This window comes from Nocardia amikacinitolerans, assembly GCF_900215415.1.
Lineage (GTDB): Bacteria > Actinomycetota > Actinomycetes > Mycobacteriales > Mycobacteriaceae > Nocardia > Nocardia amikacinitolerans.
Map to the genome: position 1 here is coordinate 1,536,167 of NZ_OBEG01000001.1, position 20,919 is coordinate 1,557,085.

Annotated in this window: 14 protein-coding genes; 8 read left to right on the forward strand and 6 right to left on the reverse strand. The window is 70.0% G+C overall.

Annotated elements, in window-relative coordinates; genetic code table 11:
- Window positions 1-170: 170 nt before the first annotated feature.
- Window positions 171-3,767 carry a methionine synthase gene (metH, locus tag CRP45_RS07065; protein WP_097244267.1) on the reverse strand — a complete coding sequence of 1,199 codons (3,597 nt, stop codon included), beginning with the start codon at window positions 3,765-3,767 and terminating at the stop codon, window positions 171-173.
- A 396-nt stretch (window positions 3,768-4,163) separates the two neighbouring features.
- On the opposite strand from metH, the gene CRP45_RS07070 reads away from it, so the two are divergent.
- Complete coding sequence (locus CRP45_RS07070) at window positions 4,164-5,048, forward strand: PAC2 family protein (RefSeq protein WP_067781127.1); 885 nt, start codon at window positions 4,164-4,166, stop codon at window positions 5,046-5,048.
- A gap of 144 nt (window positions 5,049-5,192) precedes the next feature.
- Here CRP45_RS07070 and CRP45_RS07075 read toward each other — a convergent pair whose 3' ends face one another.
- Window positions 5,193-5,540 (reverse strand): hypothetical protein, encoded by a 348-nt coding sequence (locus CRP45_RS07075; protein ID WP_097244268.1) that lies wholly within the window; start codon window positions 5,538-5,540, stop codon window positions 5,193-5,195.
- A 324-nt stretch (window positions 5,541-5,864) separates the two neighbouring features.
- Between CRP45_RS07075 and CRP45_RS07080 the strand changes: the two genes are divergently transcribed.
- From CRP45_RS07080 to CRP45_RS07105, 6 genes are all read left to right on the forward strand, one after another.
- Complete coding sequence (locus tag CRP45_RS07080) at window positions 5,865-7,004, forward strand: NsdA family TPR-like regulatory protein (RefSeq protein ID WP_097244637.1); 1,140 nt, start codon at window positions 5,865-5,867, stop codon at window positions 7,002-7,004.
- A 358-nt stretch (window positions 7,005-7,362) separates the two neighbouring features.
- Complete coding sequence (locus CRP45_RS07085) at window positions 7,363-8,982, forward strand: TIGR02677 family protein (protein WP_097244638.1); 1,620 nt, start codon at window positions 7,363-7,365, stop codon at window positions 8,980-8,982.
- The gene (locus CRP45_RS07090) at window positions 8,982-10,385 is read left to right on the forward strand and encodes a TIGR02678 family protein (protein ID WP_097244639.1); all 1,404 of its coding nucleotides are present in this window, start codon (window positions 8,982-8,984) and stop codon (window positions 10,383-10,385) included. The genes CRP45_RS07085 and CRP45_RS07090 overlap by 1 nt, the downstream gene beginning before the upstream one ends.
- Before the next feature lie 2 nt (window positions 10,386-10,387).
- Window positions 10,388-14,596 (forward strand): TIGR02680 family protein, encoded by a 4,209-nt coding sequence (locus CRP45_RS07095; protein ID WP_097244269.1) that lies wholly within the window; start codon window positions 10,388-10,390, stop codon window positions 14,594-14,596.
- Between the two features lie 11 nt (window positions 14,597-14,607).
- Window positions 14,608-15,960, forward strand: coding sequence for an MFS transporter (locus CRP45_RS07100; protein ID WP_097244270.1), 1,353 nt, complete (start codon window positions 14,608-14,610; stop codon window positions 15,958-15,960).
- A gap of 50 nt (window positions 15,961-16,010) precedes the next feature.
- Entirely contained in the window at window positions 16,011-16,283 is a 273-nt protein-coding gene (locus CRP45_RS07105) for a DUF2283 domain-containing protein (protein ID WP_218018348.1), read from the forward strand.
- 79 nt (window positions 16,284-16,362) lie between these two features.
- On the opposite strand, the gene CRP45_RS07110 is transcribed toward CRP45_RS07105, so the two are convergent.
- From CRP45_RS07110 to CRP45_RS07125, 4 genes are all read right to left on the reverse strand, one after another.
- The gene (locus CRP45_RS07110; RefSeq protein WP_245909956.1) at window positions 16,363-16,872 is read right to left on the reverse strand and encodes a M15 family metallopeptidase; all 510 of its coding nucleotides are present in this window, start codon (window positions 16,870-16,872) and stop codon (window positions 16,363-16,365) included.
- A 677-nt stretch (window positions 16,873-17,549) separates the two neighbouring features.
- The gene (locus CRP45_RS07115; protein ID WP_067781115.1) at window positions 17,550-17,738 is read right to left on the reverse strand and encodes a hypothetical protein; all 189 of its coding nucleotides are present in this window, start codon (window positions 17,736-17,738) and stop codon (window positions 17,550-17,552) included.
- 142 nt (window positions 17,739-17,880) lie between these two features.
- Window positions 17,881-18,276: a hypothetical protein gene (locus CRP45_RS07120; protein ID WP_067781112.1), complete on the reverse strand. Its 396-nt coding sequence runs from the start codon at window positions 18,274-18,276 to the stop codon at window positions 17,881-17,883.
- Window positions 18,277-18,439: 163 nt separating this feature from the next.
- Window positions 18,440-20,116, reverse strand: a complete 1,677-nt coding sequence (locus CRP45_RS07125; protein WP_067781295.1) for a fumarate hydratase — start codon at window positions 20,114-20,116, stop codon at window positions 18,440-18,442.
- A gap of 328 nt (window positions 20,117-20,444) precedes the next feature.
- Between CRP45_RS07125 and CRP45_RS07130 the strand changes: the two genes are divergently transcribed.
- Window positions 20,445-20,912 carry a MarR family winged helix-turn-helix transcriptional regulator gene (locus CRP45_RS07130; protein WP_084482587.1) on the forward strand — a complete coding sequence of 156 codons (468 nt, stop codon included), beginning with the start codon at window positions 20,445-20,447 and terminating at the stop codon, window positions 20,910-20,912.
- Window positions 20,913-20,919: the final 7 nt, after the last annotated feature.

Consider the following 20,919-nt stretch of genomic DNA (forward strand, 5'->3'; position numbering starts at 1 on the left):
CCGTTCGGTGGTCGGTCACTTCCCGCCGATCCGCAGGTCAGCGGCAGGAAAAGCGGGCCGAGCCAGCCGACAAGCACCTCCCGACGCCCGGTGAGCACCATCACATCGCTCAGGTCACGAGGGCGCCGCCCCCAGCGGAAACAGCGGCGCCGACATCCTCGCCGGACGGATCAGGCGTTGAAGTACTTCGCCTCGGGGTGCAGCAGGACGAAGGCGTCGGTGGACTGCTCGGGGTGCAGCTGGAGTTCCTCGGAGAGCACGACGCCGATGCGGTCGGCTTCGAGCAGGTCGACGAGCTTGGCGCGGTCCTCGAGGTCGGGGCAGGCGCCGTAGCCGAAGGAGTAGCGCGCGCCGCGGTAGCCGAGCTTGAAGTAGTCCTGCACGTCCTCGGGGTCGGATTCGGCCACCGAATGCCCTTCCAGGACCAGTTCTTCACGGACGCGGCGGTGCCAGTACTCGGCGAGCGCCTCGGTGAGCTGGACACCGATGCCGTGCACCTCGAGGTAGTCGCGATAGTTGTCGGCGGCGAACAGTTCGTTGGCGAAGTCGGCGATGGGCTGGCCCATGGTCACCAACTGGAACGGCAGCACGTCGACCTGGCCGGTCTCGCGGGCCTTGTCCCGCGAGCGGATGAAGTCGGCGATGCACAGGAACCGGTCGCGCTGCTGGCGCGGGAAGGTGAACCGATACCGCTCCGGCGCGTCCGGCTCGGGCTCGGTCAGCACGACGACCTCGTCGCCCTCCGACACCGCGGGGAAGTAGCCGTAGACCACCGCCGCGTGCTGCAGCACGCCCTCGGTGGAGAGCCGATCCAGCCAGGCCCGCAGCCGGGGGCGGCCTTCGGTTTCCACCAGTTCCTCGTAGGAGGGTCCGTCACCGCCGCGCTGGCCGCGCAGACCCCACTGACCCAAGAACAGCGCGCGTTCGTCGAGCAGACCCGAGTAGTCGTGCAGCGACAGGCCTTTGATCACCCGCGTGCCCCAGAACGGCGGCACCGGCACCGGCAGGTCGGCGGCGACGTCGGAGCGCTCGGGCACCACCACGGGGGTCTCGGCGGCCTTGCGCTGGGCGGCGATCCGCTTGGACCGTTCGTGGCGGGCCTTGCGTTCGGCGGCCTTCTCGCGCTCGGCCACGGCCTCGGGGCTGTCGGGGTCCGGGCCGCCGCCGCGCTTGCGGGTCATGATGTCGTCCATCAACCGCAGGCCCTCGAACGCGTCGCGTGCGTAGTGCACGTCGCCCTCGTAGACCTCGGTCAGGTCGTTCTCGACGTAGGCGCGGGTCAGCGCGGCCCCGCCCAACAGCACCGGGAACTGCTCGGCCACACCGCGGGCGTTGAGCTCCTCGAGGTTCTCTTTCATCACCACGGTCGACTTCACCAGCAGCCCGGACATGCCGATGACGTCGGCCTTCTTGTCCACCGCGGCATCGAGGATGGTCGCGATCGGCTGTTTGATGCCGAGGTTGACCACCTCGTAGCCGTTGTTGGACAGGATGATGTCGACCAGGTTCTTGCCGATGTCGTGCACATCGCCCTTCACGGTGGCCAGCACGATCCGGCCCTTGCCGGAGTCGTCGGTGGCCTCCATGTGCGGCTCCAGGTAGGCGACCGCGGCCTTCATCACCTCCGCGGACTGCAACACGAACGGCAGCTGCATCTGACCGGACCCGAACAGCTCGCCGACGGTCTTCATGCCCGCGAGCAGCGTCTCGTTGATGATCCGCAGCGGCGGCACCTCGGTCATCGCCGCGTCCAGGTCGGCCTCCATGCCCGCCTTCTCGCCGTCGACGATGCGCCGCTCGAGCCGCTCGAACAGCGGCAACGCCGCCAGCTCCTCGGCGCGCGACGCCTTCGACGACGACGCCGAGACACCTTCGAACAACTCCATCAGCTTCTGCAGCGGGTCGTAGTCTTCGGTGCGCCGGTCGTAGACCAGGTCGAGCGCGGTCTCGCGCTGCTCGTCCGGGATCCGGCTCATCGGCAGGATCTTGGAGGCGTGCACGATCGCCGAATCCAGACCCGCCTGCACGCACTCGTGCATGAACACCGAGTTCAGCACCTGCCGCGCGGCCGCGTTCAAACCGAAGGAGATATTCGACAGACCCAGGGTCGTCTGCACCCGCGGGTGACGGCGCTTGAGTTCCCGGATGGCCTCGATGGTCTCCAGGCCGTCGCGGCGCGACTCCTCCTGGCCGGTGCCCAGGGTGAAGGTCAGGGTGTCGATGATGATGTCGGACTCGGCCAGACCCCAGTTGCCGGTGATGTCGGCGATCAGACGCTCGGCGATCTCCACCTTCTTCTCGGCGGTGCGAGCTTGGCCCTCTTCGTCGATGGTCAACGCGACCACCGCGGCGCCGTGCTCGGCCACCAACCGCATGGTCTGCTGGAACCGGGACTCCGGTCCGTCACCGTCCTCGTAGTTCACCGAGTTCACCGCGCAGCGGCCGCCCAAGTGCTCGAGCCCGGCTTGCAGCACCGGGGTCTCGGTGGAGTCCAGCATGATCGGCAGGGTCGATGCGGTCGCCAGGCGCGAGGCCAGCGCCTCCATGTCCTTGCTTCCGTCGCGGCCGACGTAGTCGACGCACAGATCCAGCATGTGCGCGCCGTCCCGCGTCTGGTCCTTGGCGATGTCGAGGCACTTCTGCCAGTCCTCGGCCAGCATCGCCTCGCGGAAAGCCTTGGAGCCGTTGGCATTCGTGCGCTCGCCGATCATCATCACCGAGGCGTCCTGCTCGAACGGCACCGCGGTGTACATGCTCGACACGCTCGGCTCGTGCACGGGCGAGCGGCGCTGCGCGATCGGCGCCAGCGTCGGCTCGACCTCGCGCACCGCCTCGCGGACCTGACGGATGTGCTCGGGCGTGGTGCCGCAGCACCCGCCGACCAGCGCCAACCCGAACTCGCTGACGAACTGGCGCATGGAAACGGCCAGCTCCTCCGGCGTCAACGGGTACTCGGCGCCCTTGGCGCCGAGCACCGGCAGACCTGCGTTCGGCATCACCGACACCGGCACCCGCGAGTGCCGCGACAGATGCCGCAGGTGCTCGCTCATCTCGTCCGGGCCGGTCGCGCAGTTCAACCCGATCATGTCGATGCCGAGCGGCTCGATCGCGGTCAACGCCGCGCCGATCTCACTGCCGACCAGCATCGTGCCGGTCGTCTCCACCGTCACGTGGGTGATGATCGGAATCCGGCGGCCCGCACGCTCCATCGCTCGCTTGCTGCCCGTCACCGCCGCCTTGACCTGCAACAGGTCCTGGCAGGTCTCGATCAGGATCGCGTCCGCGCCACCCTCCAACATGCCGAGCGCGGCCTCGACGTACGCGTCGCGCAACACCGTGTACGGCGCGTGCCCCAGCGTCGGCAACTTCGTGCCAGGGCCCATCGAGCCGAGCACGTACCGCGGCGTGCCGTCCTCGCTCGGCCCCATCTCGTCGGCCACTTCACGCGCCAGACGGGTGCCGCGCTCGGACAGATCGCGAATCCGATCCGCGATGTCGTAATCGGCCAGGTTCGGCAGGTTGCAGCCGAAGGTGTTGGTCTCGACCGCGTCCGCGCCCGCCTCGAAGTACGCCCGATGGATGGCGCGCAGCACGTCGGGCCGGGTCTCGTTGAGGATCTCGTTACAGCCTTCGAGCCCACGGAAATCGTCCAGCGTCAGATCCGCCGCCTGCAACATCGTGCCCATCGCGCCGTCACCGATGACGACACGCCGGGCGAGCGTGTCGAGAAGCGTGGTATCGAACCCGGCGGAATTGGACACAGACATGGGTACAAGCGTAAAGGCCGGGTACGACCGCCAACCAACAGCCTGCGGATGGCCCTGGTGAGCGTGTGCCGCGCCACATTCGGCCGAGGGGCGTCCACCGGTCGACGGCGAGCGTCACGACGGGTCGGCGGCCCTGGCGCGAACAACACCGGCATCGGCCCACTACCCAACAGGGGCGCAAAGACACCGAAGCGCCGTCCCCACCCTCCCGACCACCTCGAGGGCGAGTCTTACGAGCCCGTTCGCGGCCCGTCTCGCGTCCGAGACCGCGTGGCGCATGCGACGCAGTCGCGAGACGCGCGGTCTCGGACGCGAGACACCAGGGGGCCGCGAACACGCGCGCGCCAGCGCGCAATAGATACAGCACCGGGCGAGCGCACACCGTAGGCTGACCGGGTGAACCCCAGTGAAACTTCCGATTCGGAACTGCCGACGTTGCGGGATCCGGTGCTGGTTGCCGCCTTCGAGGGCTGGAACGACGCCGGTGACGCGGCGAGCGGCGCCGTGGAGCATCTGGAACTGATCTGGGACGCCGAGCCGCTGGCCGAACTCGATTCCGAGGACTACTACGACTATCAGGTGAATCGGCCGACGGTGCGTCAGGTCGACGGCGTGACCAGGGAAATCCAGTGGCCCGCCACCATGCTCTCGGTGTGTTCCCCGCCGGGCAGCGACCGGGATGTGGTGTTGCTGCGCGGGATCGAGCCGAACATGCGGTGGCGCAGCTTCTGCGCGGACCTGCTCGAGTTCATCGAACAGTTGGGCGTGCAGACCGTGGTGATACTGGGCGCGTTGCTCGCCGACACCCCGCACACCAGGCCCGTCCCGGTCACCGGTTCCGCCTACAGCAAGGAAGCGGCCGAGCGTTTCAGCTTGGAACAGACCCGCTACGAAGGCCCGACCGGCATCACCGGCGTGCTGCAGGACCAGTGCGTCAAGGCCGGGGTGCCCGCCGTGTCGTTCTGGGCGGCGGTGCCGCACTACGTGTCGCAGCCGCCGAATCCCAAGGCGACGATCGCGTTGCTACATCGGGTCGAGGACGTGCTCGACATCGAGGTGCCGCTCGGCGAGTTGCCCAAGCAGGCCGAGGAGTGGGAGGCCGCGGTCAACGAGATGACGGTGGGCGACGAGGAGATCACCGAGTACGTGCGTTCGCTGGAGGAGCGCGGTGACGCGGCGGTCGATCTGAACGACGCGATGGCCAAGATCGATGGCGACGCGATCGCGGCGGAGTTCGAAAAGTACTTGCGCAGAAGGGGTCCCGGTAGTTTCGGGTTGTGATCGACTGCCCCGCGGCGCGATTCCGCGACGGCTCTGTCTCCTGGTGGAGCAGTACGACAGCCCGCGAGCGAGCAGGACAGCAGCTCGGTCCCCCGTGCGAGCAACACCGTCAGGTGTTGCTCGCATCCTTCGGTTCCGGGGTGGTCACGAGACGGTCGGTGGCGGGGCGGCGACGCTCGTCGCCCGCACCTCCTCGACGGTCCAGACCTGGGCCGCCGCGTCCTGGGCCAGCTTCGCGATCAGAATGTCGCGCGGAATCGTCTGGCCGGCAAAGTGATCGAGTGACGGCACCACCACGTGGTGCGCGTCGGCGCGCTTGAGTTCCTGCGTCAGCTCCGCGAACGCCGTGCCGTCACCCGCTGTCGATTCATGGAATGTTGCGGCGAAGCAAAGCCCTTCGGCTTGGGCGAGCGTGCTCATCGCCTGCTCGAGCTCTTCGCTGTGGCCGTCGGCCAGATCGTCACGCAAGTATCCATAGATCAACGCTTCCACCCGAACCTCCGTTGGATTGGGCCGCTGTTCTCTTGTTTGGATCTTCCCGTGCAGGGTACTGCCGGTGGGGCGGTCCCGGCCTTGCATCTGTACTTACAGACGCAAATCCGGCAATCCGACCGCTCCCTCCTCAGGATCGCTGACGCCAAACTGCGAATGCAGGTGTCAACCCAGTGACATCTAGATGCCCTATCCGGGCCACCGCGCGTTAACTGGTGCGATACTACAACCGTGGCCGCTGGAGACGATCGACCCGTCTGGGCTGTCCGGATGCGTTCCGAGCGCGATGCGAGGGGGTGGTCACAGGCCGACGCAGTCCGCGTGATGCGTGCGAAGTCTTCGCACAATCTGCCGACCGACAGCACGCTGCTACGCAATTGGCGGCGTTGGGAGTCGGGCGAGTCGCGACCCGACGACTTCTACGCGCCCATCATCGCCGCCGCCTTCGACACCGTCACGGCGGCGTTCTTTCCCAAGGCCAGACCGAACCGGGACGACGAACTGCTCTCGGCCACCGGGATGGACACGCTCGAGTTCATCGGCAGGCTGCGCATGTCCGACGTCTCCGCCGCGACGCTGGACGCCGTTCGGATCACCGCCGAGCGCCTGTGCTGCGAGTATTCCTACGCCGATCCGCACGAACTGCACGCCGAGGGCACGTCCTGGCTGCGCCGCATCACCTCGCTGCTGGACGGGCGGCTGACGCTGGCCCAGCACCGGGAGATCCTGGTGCTCGCCGGTTGGGTCGCGCTGCTGGTCGGCTGCGTGGACTACGACCTCGGCCGCCGCACCTCGGCGGAGGCGACCCGGCGCGCGGCGTGGTCGCTCGGCAACGAGGCCGGACATCGCGAGATCACCGGCTGGGCCGCGGAAATGGCGGCTTGGTTCGCGCTCACCCAAGGTAACTACCGGGGCGCTGTGGAAGCGGTGGACGGCGCGTTGGAGGACAGTCGAGAGTTCGGTGTCGGCGTGCAACTCGCCGCGCAACGCGCCAAAGCGTGGGCGCGGCTTGGCGATCGGGGCGAGGTGGAGCGGGCGCTCGGCATCGGCCGGGCGATCCTGGAGCGACTCGACCATCCGGCGAATCTGGACAACCACTTCGTGGTCGATCCGCAGAAGTTCGACTTCTACGCGATGGACTGCTGCCGCGTCGCCGGCGAGGATCGGCTCGCGGAATCCTTTGCCCGCGAGGTCATCCGGAACTCCACCCGCGCCGACGGCACCCTGCGCAATCCGATGCGCGTCGCCGAGGCGCACCTGACGCTGGCCGTCGTCGCCGTGCGCAACCGCGACCTGGAACTCGCCGTGGCCGAGGGCATGCGCGCCTTCTCGGGCAAACGCCGCTCGCTGCCCTCGCTGATGTGGATCGCGGGCGAGGTGGCGCGCGAGATCATCGAACGCTTCCCGGGCGACCCGCGCACCCGCTGCTACCTCGAGCAACTGCGCGCCCTGTCCACCGAGTGAGCGGTTCCCGGCGGACGGCGGGCGAACGGCGGCGCGGCGGACCCAGCCACGCCGAACGGGGGTCGGTCTTGCCGGCGGCGACCGGCCCGCTACTACCCTGTTCCCGGTGACCGACTCCGACGACGGCCCGCCCCACGGCGATCAGCCCGGCTCAGCCCCCCTGGGTGACCAGCCCGGCTCCGCCGTGCTCGGTGACCGGCCTGGCGCAGCCGCACCGGGTAGCCTGCCGGATTCCGCCGCGCTCGGTGCTGAGCCCGGCGCGGCCAAGCTCGGTAACCAGCCCGGCTCAGCCGAACTGGCTGACCAGCCTGGCTCAGCGGGCGACCAGCTGGGCTCCGCTGTGCTGTGGGACGAGCGGCTGCGGCTGTTCTCTTTCGCGACCGCGGAGAAGCGGGCCGAATATCTCTGGGTGCTGCGGGCGTTCGACAGCGCACGCGCGGCGTACGTGGTGCTGCTGCACGCCGACGACGTGGCGGACTGGATTCGCCGCAACGGCGGGCGGGCGCGGGTCGCGGAGAGCGGACCGTCGCCGGACGCGGACGAAAGCGGTTCGGGCGAACCGCAGCCCGGCCTTTTCCGGCGCGCCGACGCCGCGCCGCTGAGCGCCGCGGAGATCGGACCGCTACTCGACCAGTTGCACCAGTGGGGCGTGCTGGAGCGCAGCTACGACGGCACCAGGGCGGCGACGCTGGCCGAATACCGCAACCGGCATTACGTCTACCAGTTCTCCCAGGCCGGGTTCCAGGCCTATCGCGCGGTGGCGGGCGTGCTGGAGGCGCGACTGGACGAGGCGTCGCTGTCCCGGCTTGTGCTGCCCGAACTGCTCGCCGACCTGCACACCCTCGCCGAGGCGAACCGGGCGGGCGACGCCGAGCGCGTCTACCGCACGCTGCGCAGGCTGGACGCGGCGCTGTCCGACATGGCCGCGCGCGCCGCCCACTTCTACCTGTCGCTCGGCGATCTGGTGCGCACCACCGAGATCACCCCGGAATCGTTTCTCGCGCACAAGGACGCACTGCTCGCGCACATGCGCGAGTTCAGCATGGATCTGGCGCGTTTCGTGCCGCGGCTGTCTGCCGCCATCGGCGAGATCGAGGAGACCGGCGTCGACGAGCTCATCGTCCGCGCCGCGCGCTGCGACGAGCGGGTACTGCTGAGCGCCGCCGAACGCGAGGCGGACTGGCGCGCACGCTGGCACGGTCTGCGCACCTGGTTCGTCACCTCGGGCGGCGAAGGCGAGTCCACCGAGGCGGACCGGCTGCGCGAGGCAACCATGAGCGCGATCGCGGCCGTGCTGTCGCTGCTGCGGCGGGTCACCGAGACGCGCCGCGGCGGGGTGAGCCGGGAATCGGCGCTGCGTCACCTGGCGGGCTGGTTCACCGCGGCGCCGACCGCGGACAGCGCGCACGCGCTCTTCGACGCGGTGTTCGGGCTCGGCAGGCCGCGCCACTTGGCCATGGAGCATCCCGACGCCGACATCGTGCCCGCGACGCGGTCTTGGTGGGAGGCGCCGCCGCTGGAGATCTCGCGCACACTGGCCGAGACCGGACGGCCGCCCTCGGCGGGCGCGCCGGGCCGAATCCAGCGCAACGACGCGGGGATTCGCCGTTTGCGCGAGGCGCAGCTCGCCGCGCAGCGGGCCAGGGCGGAGGCGGCGCAGTCGTTGGCGGCCGCGGACGTCCACGAGCGGGTGCTCGACGAGCGCGAGACCGAGGTGCTGCTGCGGCTGCTCGACGCCGCCTCGACCGCCTGGGTGCCGGTCAGCGGCCGGGTCGCGGGAACCACCGGCTCGGACAGCGGCGTGACGCTCACGGTCTCCGAACACCCGGAACCGACCGTGGTGCGGACCTCGCGCGGTCTGCTGCACCTGAACAACCGCAAGCTCGACGTCCGCGCGACCAAGTCCCGCGGCGGGCATCCGGGGCGCGGCAAGGACACCGCCGTATCGGACGCCGAAACCACAGGGGGCGCGGCATGATTCACGCGCGCCGCATCGACGCGTTGGCACTGGACAACTATCAGCGCGCCGCCAGGGTGATCCTCGCCAACCACCTGGTGACCCGCACCTATCCCGATCGGATCGCGCTGCCGCTGATCCGCCGGTGGGCCACCGAACTGCGCGAGGACCTAGCCGAACTCTTCGGCTACCGGCTCGAGGTCACCGAGACCACCGCGCGCGTCTACCCGGTCATCGACCGGCTGGACGGCGGCAAACCCGCGCGCACGGTCAACGACCGCGTCTTCGACCGCCGCCGCTACGCCTACCTCGCGCTGGCGCTCGCGGCGCTCGGCCGCGCGGGCGATCAGATCACGCTCTCCGAACTGGCCGATCAGGTCGCGGCGTACACGGCGCGGATCGAGGGGCTCGAGCTCGCCCCGGATCGCGCGGCGGACCGCGACGCCTTCGTCGACGCGGTCGGCTGGCTTGCCGCGCGCGGCGCGCTGGCCCTCGCCGACGGTGACGCGGGCGGCTGGGCGGCCGATCCCGAGGCGGGCGAGGCGCTCTACGACATCGACCGGCCGGTGGTGTTCGCGCTGTTTCGTCCGCCGCGGGCGCTCCAGCATCTGCACAGCGTGCGCGGCCTGCTCGCCGAGGATCCCGCCGTCACCGCGGGTCAGCCCGCCGCGCAGTCCGGCGAGCTCGCCCGGCGGGTGCGCCGTGCGCTGGTAGAGCGACCGGTGGTGTACGCCGAGGATCTGGCTCCCGAGGAGCGTCCGGTGCTTGCGCAGGAGCGCACGGTCGCCGATGTCGAGTTGTTCACCGGTCTGCGCGCCGAACGCCGGGCCGAGGGCGTCGCGCTCATCGACACCTCCGGTCGGCTGTCCGATGTGCGCTTTCCAGGCACCGGCACGCTCGCCCAGGTGGCGCTGCTGCTGGTCGGCGAGATCGCGGACGTCGTCCTCGACATCGACCATCCGCTCCCCCGCCGCCCGCGCCGCGCCGAGCCGGGCGAGACGCTGGCCGACGAGCTGGACGACGCCATCCCCGAATCGACGCTGTTCGCCCCGATGGCCGATCTTCCGTTCGAAACCGAAGCGGGCGAAGCGGATTCGACGATGGACGAGGTCGAACCCGAGGCGACCTACCCGTTCGTCTCGGCCGACTGGGTGCGCGACACCGTGCGTGCGCTCACCGACCGCTACGGCGTCACCTTCGCCGCGCAATGGCAGGCCGACGTGCCAGGGCTCACCGCGCAGGTCACCGCGCTGCTTGCGCGGCTGCGCCTGATCCAGGTGGTCGAGGACGGACTGCTCGTGCTGCCCGCGCTGGCCCGCTACCGCGGCGCGGTGGTCACCGTGCGCACCAAGCGGGCCGCGGAACTGTTCGTCACCGCCGCCGACACGGTCGGGGCCGCAAGCACCGGTACGGAAGGGATCTGAACATGTCGGTCATCCACGGCGGAGTGCGTTTCATCCCGACCCGCGCCGGAATCGTCAACCTGTGGGACTACCGGGACCAGGAATTCTGCTTCGCCGACGGCAGGCTGGTGCTGCGCGGGCCCAACGGTTCGGGCAAGACCAAGGCGCTCGAGGTGCTGTTCCCCTTCGTGCTGGACGGCCGCATCGAGCCGCGCAGGCTCAACCCGTTCGCGGGCGAAGAGCGCACGATGAAATCGAATCTGCTGTATCGCAAGCAGGAATCGGCCTACTCCTATGTCTGGATGGAGTTCGCGCGCGGCAAATGGGACGACCCCGAGGTGGTCACCGTCGGCATCGGCATGCGCGCGACCCGTTCCTCGGACAAGGTCACGCGCTGGTATTTCGTCGCCGACGGCCGGGTGGGCGTGGACTTCTCGCTGATCGGGCCCGACGATCGCCCGTTCACCCGCAAGCAGCTGGCCGAACAGATCGGCACCGACTCCATCGTGGACCGGCCGGTCGAGTACCGGGCCGCCATCGACGCCCGCATGTTCGGGCTCGGCCAGCAGCGCTACGACCAGCTCATCAATCTCATTCTGACGCTGCGCCGTCCGCAGCTGGCCAAGAACCTGGACCCGCGCGGACTGTCCCAGGCGCTCACCGACGGCCTGCGCCCGCTGGACGAACAGCTGATCCTGGACGCGGCGCGCTCTTTCAGCGATATGGAGGAGGTCGGCCGCACGCTCGAGGGCCTGGTGCACGCCGACACCGCCACCCGCGCGTTCGTCGGCGTGTACCGGAAATACCTCGCGGTACAGGCGAAGACCGATGTCGACCAGGTGCGCGCCAGGCTGGAAGCGGTCACCCACGCCAGCACCGCCCTGTTCGCCGCGACCGCACTGCGCGAGCGCCGCGAGGCCGAGCGCACCGCAGCGGAGGCCCGCGCCGACGACGCCGACCGCGCCTACGAGCAGGCCCTCACCGACCGCGAGACCCTGCAACGCTCCAGCGCCTACGAGGGCAAACAGCAGCTCGACGACCTCGCCGACGCGGTGCGCAGGCTGGAGACCTCGGCGGCGGTGCACCGCGACAAGGCGCTCAAGGCGCGTCAGACCCTGGATCAGCGGGCCGAGGAGGCCGAGCGGGCGCGCGCCGCGGTCCAGCGGGCCGCCGCCGCGCTGTCCCGCGGCGAGGACGAGTTGCGCGCCGCCGCCGAGGAGGCGGGCATCGCATGGACCGCGCTGTCGGACGACGCCCGCGGCGATCAGCTCACCGCGACCGTGCGGGCGCGGGCCGAGGAGCGCGACGCCGACGTGCGCGCGGTGCGTAAAGCGTTGGTGCTCATGGATTCCGCCGCCGCCGAGCGGACGAGGGCGGAACGACTTGCCGAACGCGCCGTCCAGGCGCGCGAGGCGGCCGCCGCCGAGGTGGCGCACGCCGAGGCCGCGGTGACCTTGGCCCGCACCGAGGCCGCGGCGGCGCTGCGCGCTTGGTGGGACGCGCACCGCGACTGCTACCTCCCGCTCGGCGGCGGTCTGTTCGACGCCCTCGACGCCGCGCTGGCGAAGGCCGGATCCGACGACGCGGCGGGCGTGGCGGAGGTGCTTGCCGAACGCGCCGAACCGCTGCTCGACGAGTTGCGCGACCGTCGGGTGGCGGCCAAGGCGCGCGCCGCGGCGGCGGCCGAACAGATCGCCGAGCTCGCCGCCGAGCGCGACCGGGTCGGCGCGCAGCGCGACGACGCGCCGCGAAACCCCATGGCGCGCAGCGAGGACCGGGCGGGTCGTCCCGGCGCCCCGCTGTGGCGGCTGGTCCGCTTCGCCGACGACGTGTCGCCCGAGACCGCCGCCGGCATCGAGGCCGCGCTGCACGCCGCCGGTCTGCTGGACGCGTGGGTGTGCGCGGAGGACGAACAGCCCGAGGACTATTGCGATCAGTTCCTCGTCCCCCTGCCCGCGCAGCAGCGACCCACCGGGCCCACCCTGGCGGACGTGCTCGTGGTGGAGGACGACACCGACGGGCTGACCGTCCCTCGGCAGGTCGTCGCCGACGTGCTCGCCTCGATCGCCCTGCTCGACGACCTCGACGGCGCCGCGGGCGTGGCGATCAGCGGCGCGGGCGGGTTCCGGCAGGGCGTGCAGGTGGGCAGGCACCACAAGACCGACGCCGAGTTCATCGGCGCGACGGCGCGAGCCCGCCGCCGCGAGCTTCGGCTCGCCGAGTTGGCGAACGCGCTGGACGCGGCCGCCGAGGCGCAGCGCGTCGCGCGGGAGGAAGCGGACGCGGCGGACGCGGAACTGGCCCGAATCACGGCCGCCGCCAAGGCTCTTCCGCGCCCGGCCGCGGTCACGGCCGCGCTGCGCGCGGTGTCGGAGAACGCGGGCGTCATGCGTTCCCGCTCGGAGGCCGCCGCGCAGGCCGAGAAGGATCTGGACCAAGCGGTCACCGAGGTCGCGGCCATCGAGAAGAAGCTGCGGGCCGCCGCCGTGGCGCACCGCGCGCCGCGCGACCCGCGCGAACTGGACGCGCTCGCCGCCGCCATCCGGCATTTCGAGAACACCGGCACCGGGCTGCTCCGGCTGCGCGCCGACCACGAGCGCGAGCGCGAACGCGAACGCGAGAGCGCCGACCGGCACGACGAGGCGCGCGACCTCGCCGAGGCGTTCGCCGAGGAGGCCGAGGCCGCCCAGGCCGGCTACCAGGAGCAGCTGCGCAAACTGGAGACGCTGCGCGAGGCGCTCGGCGCCGGCGCGGCCGACATCGACCGCGAACTAGAGCAGGCCAGGCAGCGCATCGAGGCGACGAGGGCCGAACAGAAGGCCGCGCGCAAGGCCGCCAACGCGGCCATCGAGGCGGTCGGCGACGCGGAAGCCGCCTACCGCACCGCGCACGAATCGCTTGGCACCGCGCTCACCGAGGTGCTCGCCGATGTGAAAAGCCTTGCCCCGTACGCCCAGCCGGATCTGCTGTCGCTGCTCGGCGCCGCGCCCGAGTGCCGGTGGCCGAGCAGCGACGCGGCGTGGTCGACGCCAGAACAGCTGCTCTATCGCATCACCCAGGCGGGTCCGGAATCCGAACCGCGGGTGCTGCCCGACGAGGTGGCCGAGCTCTTCGAAAGCCTCGCCTCGGCAACCGCGTCGGTGCGCGCGGGCGAGGCGGCGCGCAAGTCCACCCGCAGCGCGGTGACTTCGGCGCTACAGGAGTTCGACGCCGCGCTGGCCGCCTCCGGCCGCGACTACCGCTTGCAGTGGGACGCGGCCGACGGGTTGACCGTGGTGCAAGTGCAGGACGAGCACGGCGTCGCCGCGCTAGCCGACTTCGCCGGACGCATCGACCAGGCCCGGCACGACCAGGAACTGCTGCTCACCGACGCCGAGCGCCGCATCCTGGAGGACGCGCTGCTCACCGGGCTCGCCCAGCAGATCCACGAACGCACCAGCGACGCACGCGAACTCATCGCCAAGATGGGCGCGGAGATGAAGCAGCGGCGGATGTCCTCGGGCAACACCATCGGCGTGCACTGGGTGCTCGCCGACAATCTCTCCGACGCCGCGCGGGCGATGTGCAAGCTCCTCGACCGCGACGCCACCACCCTGAGTTCCGACGATCTCGCCGCGATCCGCGCCCACTTCGCCGCCGAGATTCGCGCCGCGCGCGCCGCGCACCCGGAACGCTCCTACCCCGAGATCCTCGCCGCCACCCTCGATTACCGCACGTGGCGGGTGTTCTCGTTCACGCTGATCTCCGGCGACGGCAGCGAGGACAAGCTCACCGTCGCCAGGCACAGCGCGCTGTCCGGCGGCGAGCAGTCGGTGTCGCTGCACCTGCCGTTGTTCGCGGCGGCGCACGTCATGCTCGACTCCGCCGATCCGCAGGCGCCGCGCCTGCTGGCGCTGGACGAGGCGTTCGCGGGCGTCGACGACAACGGCCGCAGCGAATTGCTCGGCCTGAGCGTGCAATTCGACCTCGACCTGTTCATGACCGGCTACGACCTGTGGATCACCTACCCGCACGTACCGGGCTGCGCGCACTACGACCTGGCGCATTCCACCGCCGAGAACACGGTGAGCGCGACGCTGCTGGTGTGGGACAGCGGCGACCTGCTCGCCGAACACGACGGCAGCGACCTGACCACCGCGCTCGGCTCACCCAACCGCCGCCGGGTGCCCACCACCATCGAGGGCGGGCTGACCCTCGACGACATGCCGGGCGCGCCCGCGCCCGTCGGCTGAAACGGATCGCAGTGATTTCTGTTCCACCCCGCTCCACCGCCGCGTCCGCGCCGCGCCGGGTCGCCGCGGCGACCCTGGTCGGCACCACGCTCGAGTGGTACGACTTCATGCTGTACGGCACGGCGTCGGCGTTGATCTTCGGCAAGCAGTTCTTTCCTTCGCTGAGCCCGGCCGCGGGCACCCTCGCGGCATTCAGCACGTTCGCCGTCGGTTTCGGCGCGCGACCCATCGGCGGATTGCTGTTCGGGCACTTCGGCGATCGGTTCGGGCGGCGCACCACGCTGGTGGTTTCGCTGATCCTGATGGGCGTGAGTTCGACGCTGATCGGGCTGCTGCCCACCTACGCGAGCATCGGCTTCTGGGCGCCGGTGCTGCTGGTCGTCTTGCGGCTGGCGCAGGGCGTCGGTCTCGGCGGTGAGGGCGCGGGCGCGACCGTGCTGTCCATCGAGCACGCGCCGCCCGGGCGGCTCAACCGGTACGCGAGCTTCCCGCAGATGGGAACGCCCGCGGGGTTGATCCTGGCCAACGCGATGTTCCTCGGTACGAGTGCGCTGCTTCCGGATTCGGCGTTCCTGTCCTGGGGATGGCGGATTCCGTTCCTGCTCAGCGTGATTCTCGTGGTGGTCGGGCTGGTGGTGCGGCTGCGGATCACCGAGTCCGAGGAGTACGCGGGGCTGGTGCGGCGCGGAGAGGTGTCGGCGTTTCCGCTGCGCGACGCGCTGCGGGTCGGGTTGCCGCGGCTGACGCTGATCCTGTTGGCGGCGGTGGCGACCTCGGCCGTGGTGTACATCTTCATGGTCTTCACGCTCACCTACGGCACCAAGACGCTCGGGTTCAGCAGGGACTTTCTGCTGACGGGCGTCATCGTGGCGGCGGTCGTCTGGTGCGCCACCATGCCGCTGTGGGGCGCGCTCGGCGATCGGATCGGCACCGCGCGGGTCTTCCTCGCCGGCACCGCGGCGCTGCTGGCGTGGTGCGCGGTCTACTTCCCGCTGCTGAACACCGGCGATCGGGTCGTGGTGTTTCTCGCGCTGCTCGGGATGGGCGTTGTCCTGCCGATCAGCCACAGCGTGGGCGGCATCATCATCGCCGACCTGTTCCCCGCCGCAGTGCGGTACTCGGGAACATCGCTGATCGTTCAGATCTCCGTGATTCTCGGCGGCGGGCTCGCGCCCCTGATCGCGACGGCGCTCTGGACCGCGGGCGCCGGTTCCGGTGCGGTCGCCTGGTATGTCGTCGCGGTCTGCGCGATCAGCCTGACCAGCACGTTCGCCCTGTTCTGGGTGTTGCCGAGGCGCGCGAGCCGCAGGGCGGCACGACCGGCGTCGGCCGAAACCGAGGCCGAGCCCGCGCCGGTGCGCTGACCACCGGGATACGGCTCGCGTCTCGGCGGCCCGGCCGGATCGGAGTTACCGTGAAGTGCTCAGGACCGCACGGCGACGCGACGGAGGACCCGGACATGCACATGACCTACGACCCGGCCGCCGACGCCGCCTACTTCACCATCGCCGACGAGGTGGCACCCGGCGAAGCGACCCGCCAGATCGTCACCCCGGTCGAGGGCGGAACCGTGGTGCTGGACTTCAGCGCCTCCGGCACCCTCCTCGGCTTCGAGGTCCTCGGCGCCCAGCGCATCGTCCCCACCGAAGTCCTCGGCCGGGCACCCACACCACCGACCCACTCCTGAGGCGACCCGCTCGGACCTTCCGAGCGCGCGCGAGCAACGGCGCACTCCGACGGAGCGGGGCTCGCACGCGTCTCGACCCCTAGCGCTCGCTGGCGTCCGCGCGGGGCGGCGGGCAGGCGCCGCCGGGGACGGTGGCGACTTCGAAGTGCCACCATTCGTTCGCGTAGGTCTGGCAGATGCCCCAGCGGTTCCCGTTCTGTGCGAGCCACTGCGCGCCCTCTTGGGGGCCGACGTCGACGGCGCGGCCCGCGACGTGGGTCGACTCCTCGGGTGGTAGCACCCAGCGGCGCGCCTCCTCGGGGCTGCCGTAGGTGGCGATGCCGTCCTCCCACATGGCCTGCTGCTCGGCGTAGCTGCGGTGGCCCGAGTTGATCCACAGCGGAACGTCTTCGGCGTGCGCCGCGTTCTCGGCGAGGGTGTACGCCACCGCGAGCATCGGATCGAGTCCCTCGGTGCCCGCGGCCGAACCGACGACCTCCCATTGTCCGGTCGGCGCGGCCAGCGCCTGCGGTGCGACAGCGCCCCCGATCGCGGCCGCCGCCAGGACGCCGACCGCCATCCGCTTCCCGATACCCTCGCTCGTCAGCATGGGCGCCATAGTAACGGCGGCCCACTCCCCGGTCTCCCGGCCCGAACCGCTCGGGGGATCGACACCACACCCGGCGCCGATTGTGGCGCAGCACTTTCGACACCGGTCCCGTCCGGCGCACGACACCACACCGTTCCAACCGGTCTCCCTCTTGGCACACCGTGGGGTTCGGCAACCCCCAGTCGGCCACTGACACCCGCGCAGCGGCCGGTTCCCGCGAACCGACGGAGAGAAGTGGTTGCCCGACAAGGACATTCGGCCTCGCGTTTCTCTTCCGTCGAAACCACTTCTCCCCGCTCGGCAGTGCGGCGGCGGGTTGCACGGGGCGGCCGGGCCGATACTGGACGGTCCTTTCGAGCGCACCCGCGGAGCAGCGCCGATGCCACGTCGGCATCCCCACAGGAATCCAGCACTCGATGCCAACTTTCGGCTCACACCAGCGATTTCGTGTGTATTACCTGTGGAGAGAAGACCGGCTAGCAAACACTCAGCCCTACGAATCCACAGGCGTGTGGATAACCAGCCGTGATAGCTAACGGCTACATCCCGGCCCCAGATCGCCCCATCCGATCCCCAAACCGCTTGCCTGCCAACCCCACTATCCACAGGAAAGATCGCTGTCCACATAGTTATCCAGTGCTGTGGATCACAGTCGAACGGGCACTGCTACCAATCCCCTACTGCGCCCGGACGACACGCACCAACTCGCCGTCGACGTACTCCAGCCGGACACGGTCGCCCACACCGACCGGAACGTCGGCCTCCACCAGGACATCTCGCACCGCGACACGTTCACAGGTCTCGGTGATCACTTCGCCGAAGCCGCCGTCGGAATCCGGAATCCAGGTCTGCACGATCGCCCACATCGGACCGACCTTACGCGCCGGATGGGCAAGAGCGATTTGTCCGAATCACCCGCGCCTCGAGCCCTTTTGGCACCCCCGAGACAAAGAAGCGCCGAGGCCGGCGAACGGCCTCGGCGCGGCGACCAACCGGTCGGCTTTCGGGCTAGATCGGCTCGCCCCGCTGAATCGCTTCGGCGGCTTGACGATTGCGACCGATCCTCGCACCGATCTCCACCCCGTACTCCCGCGCGTACGCGAGCGCGGCGCGGATCTTCCGTGACTGCAGATCGGATTGCCCGCTCAGCACGGTGATCCGTTGCTCGACCGGCCCCTCCAGCTCGAGCAGCCGGGCGACAACCTCCCAGATCTCCGGTCCGGCGGCCAGTGCGGCGCGCCGGTCGTGGATCGGCCCACGGAACACGATCCCCGGGTGCTCCAACTGGTCGACCCCCTCCCGGATCAACCTGTTCAGCAGTGCGGTCGAACTGGTTCCCTCCTGCGCGGCGCGCGCGACAAGCCGTCGCCCGGCCGATTCCGAGACGCGAAACGACGTACTCATTGCCCTCCTCGACTCGAAATTCTTCGACCTACCCCGCTAAGGGTGCCTCGGGAGGGCGGCGATGCCACACCGGTGATCATGGTGACATCGCCATGTCCGCACGGTGCGCGACGCGGCACGCCGACCGCCGCGCACCGCCGGTGAGCAGGCGAAACCGCGCGTGTCAGACCCGTTCTTTGGACCGCGTGCGCACCCGCAGCGCGATGGGCTTCTGGGTCTCGGCGAAGAAGTCGTTGCCCTTGTCGTCGACGACGATGAACGCGGGGAAGTCCTCGACCTCGATCTTCCAGACGGCCTCCATACCCAGCTCGGGGTATTCCAGCACCTCGACCGACTTGATGCAGTCCAGCGCGAGCCGGGCCGCGGGACCGCCGATCGAACCGAGATAGAAGCCGCCGTGCTCCTTGCACGCCTTGGTCACCTGCGCCGAACGGTTGCCCTTGGCCAGCATGACGAACGAACCGCCCGCGGCCTGGAACTGGTCGACATACGAGTCCATCCGGCCCGCGGTGGTCGGGCCGAAGGAGCCGGAGGCGTAGCCGTCCGGGGTCTTGGCGGGTCCCGCGTAGTACACGGCCATGTCGCGCAGGTACTCGGGCATCGGCTCGCCCGCGTCCAACCGCTCCTTGATCTTCGCGTGCGCGATGTCGCGGGCGACGACCAGCGGGCCGGTCAGCGAAAGCCGGGTCTTCACAGGGTATTTCGACAGTTCCGCGCGAATCTCCGACATCGGCCGGTTCAGGTCGATCTTCACCACGTCGCCGCCGAGGATCTCGTCGGTCTGCTCGGGCAGGTACTGCGCGGGCTCGCGCTCGAGCTGCTCCAGGAACACGCCCTCCGGGGTGATCTTGGCCAACGCCTGGCGGTCGGCCGAGCAGGACACCGCGATCGCGACCGGGCAGCTTGCGCCGTGCCTCGGCAGGCGCACCACGCGCACGTCGTGGCAGAAGTACTTGCCGCCGAACTGGGCGCCGATCCCGAATTCCTGGGTGAGCTTGAAGACCTCTTCCTCGAGCTCCAGGTCGCGGAAGGCGTGCGCGGCCAGCGAGCCCTCGGTGGGCAGGTTGTCCAGGTAGTGCGCCGAGGCGTATTTGGCGGTCTTGAGCGCGAATTCGGCGCTGGTGCCGCCGATCACGACCGCGAGGTGGTAGGGCGGGCAGGCCGCGGTGCCCAGCGAGCGGATCTTCTCGTCGAGGAACTCCAGCATCCGCGTGGGGTTCAGGATGGCCTTGGTCTCCTGGTAGAGGAAGGACTTGTTCGCCGAACCGCCACCCTTGGCCATGAACAGGAACTTGTAGGACGGGTGCGCGGGATCGCCCTGGGTGGAGTACAACTCGATCTGCGCGGGCAGGTTCGAGCCGGTGTTCTTCTCGTCCCACATGGTGATGGGGGCCAGCTGCGAGTAGCGCAGGTTCAGTTTGGTGTAGGCGTCGTACACGCCGCGGCTGATCCATTCGGCGTCGTCCACGCCGGTCAGCACGCCCTCGGACTTCTTGCCCATCACGATCGCGGTGCCGGTGTCCTGACACATCGGCAGGATGCCGCCCGCGGAGATGTTGACGTTCTTGAGCAGGTCCAGCGCGACGAAGCGGTCGTTGCCCGAGGACTCCGGGTCGTCGATGATCTTGCGCAGCTGGCCGAGGTGCGCGGGGCGCAGGTAGTGGCTGATGTCGTGCATCGCCTCGGTGGTCAGCAGGCGCAGCACCTCGGGGTCGACCTGCAGGAACGTGCGTCCGTTGTGCTCGAAGGTGCTGACGCCCTCGGTGGTCAGCAGCCGGTACGGCGTGTCGTCGGCGCCGGTCGGCAGCAGATCTGAATAGCGGAACTCCGGGGCGGTCACGGATCGCACTCCTTCGGGTGAGGCTGGGGCTCGAGCGGACCAGCGGCCACAGGCGGCCTGAGCCGGGCTGGTCACAAGCACAGGGAGCCTATCCAGCGGCCAACGAGCGGCCGAGGGTTAGGCAAACCTAATTGTGCTGGCGGACACAGCGACCCACGCTCGTCTCCTCGGCGCCGGTACGCGAGCCCACGGGTCGCAAATTGGTAAGCAGCACAAAAGGTTGCACGTTCAACCCCGGGGGTGCTACCTGTCAGATCCGACAGTTTGTCGCGCTCGACACGACCACAGCGGGGCAATGTAGATGACACGTCAGAGTTTGGAGGCTGTCGTGACCGATCCGCAGTGGCTCGACGATGTGGAAATGCGAGCCTGGCTGGGATTCGTGCGCACGCGCGACCTCATCGCGGCCGCCGTGGGGCGCGACTCGTCGCGGGAGTCGAATCTCACCTACGTCGAGTACTCGGTGCTCGCCAACCTCGCGGGCTCCGACGACCACCGGCTCACCTTCGCCGATCTGGCCGAGGCGCTGGAGTGGTCGCAGAGCAGGCTCTCCCACCAGATCACCCGGATGGAGAAGCGCGGGCTGGTGGTGCGCGAGCCGATTCCCGACGACGCCCGCCGCACCGCCGCGCGACTCACCCCGCGCGGCGCCGACGTGCTCGGCACCGCCGCGCCCGCGCACGTGCGCAGCGTGCGCAGGCACATGATCAACGCGCTGGACCGCGAGCAGCTCAGCGCGCTGGCCGACATCTACGACACGCTGCTCGCCCACCACCGGCGGCAACCGCCGAGCTGAGCGGCCG

Coding starts and splice junctions, on each gene's coding strand:
- metH (WP_097244267.1), bottom strand. CDS start 3,767: ATGTCTGTGTCCAATTCCGCCGGGTTCGATACCACGCTTCTCGACACG.
- CRP45_RS07115 (WP_067781115.1), bottom strand. CDS start 17,738: ATGTGGGCGATCGTGCAGACCTGGATTCCGGATTCCGACGGCGGCTTC.
- CRP45_RS07080 (WP_097244637.1), top strand. CDS start 5,865: ATGCGTGCGAAGTCTTCGCACAATCTGCCGACCGACAGCACGCTGCTA.
- CRP45_RS07120 (WP_067781112.1), bottom strand. CDS start 18,276: ATGAGTACGTCGTTTCGCGTCTCGGAATCGGCCGGGCGACGGCTTGTC.
- CRP45_RS07095 (WP_097244269.1), top strand. CDS start 10,388: ATGTCGGTCATCCACGGCGGAGTGCGTTTCATCCCGACCCGCGCCGGA.
- CRP45_RS07110 (WP_245909956.1), bottom strand. CDS start 16,872: ATGCTGACGAGCGAGGGTATCGGGAAGCGGATGGCGGTCGGCGTCCTG.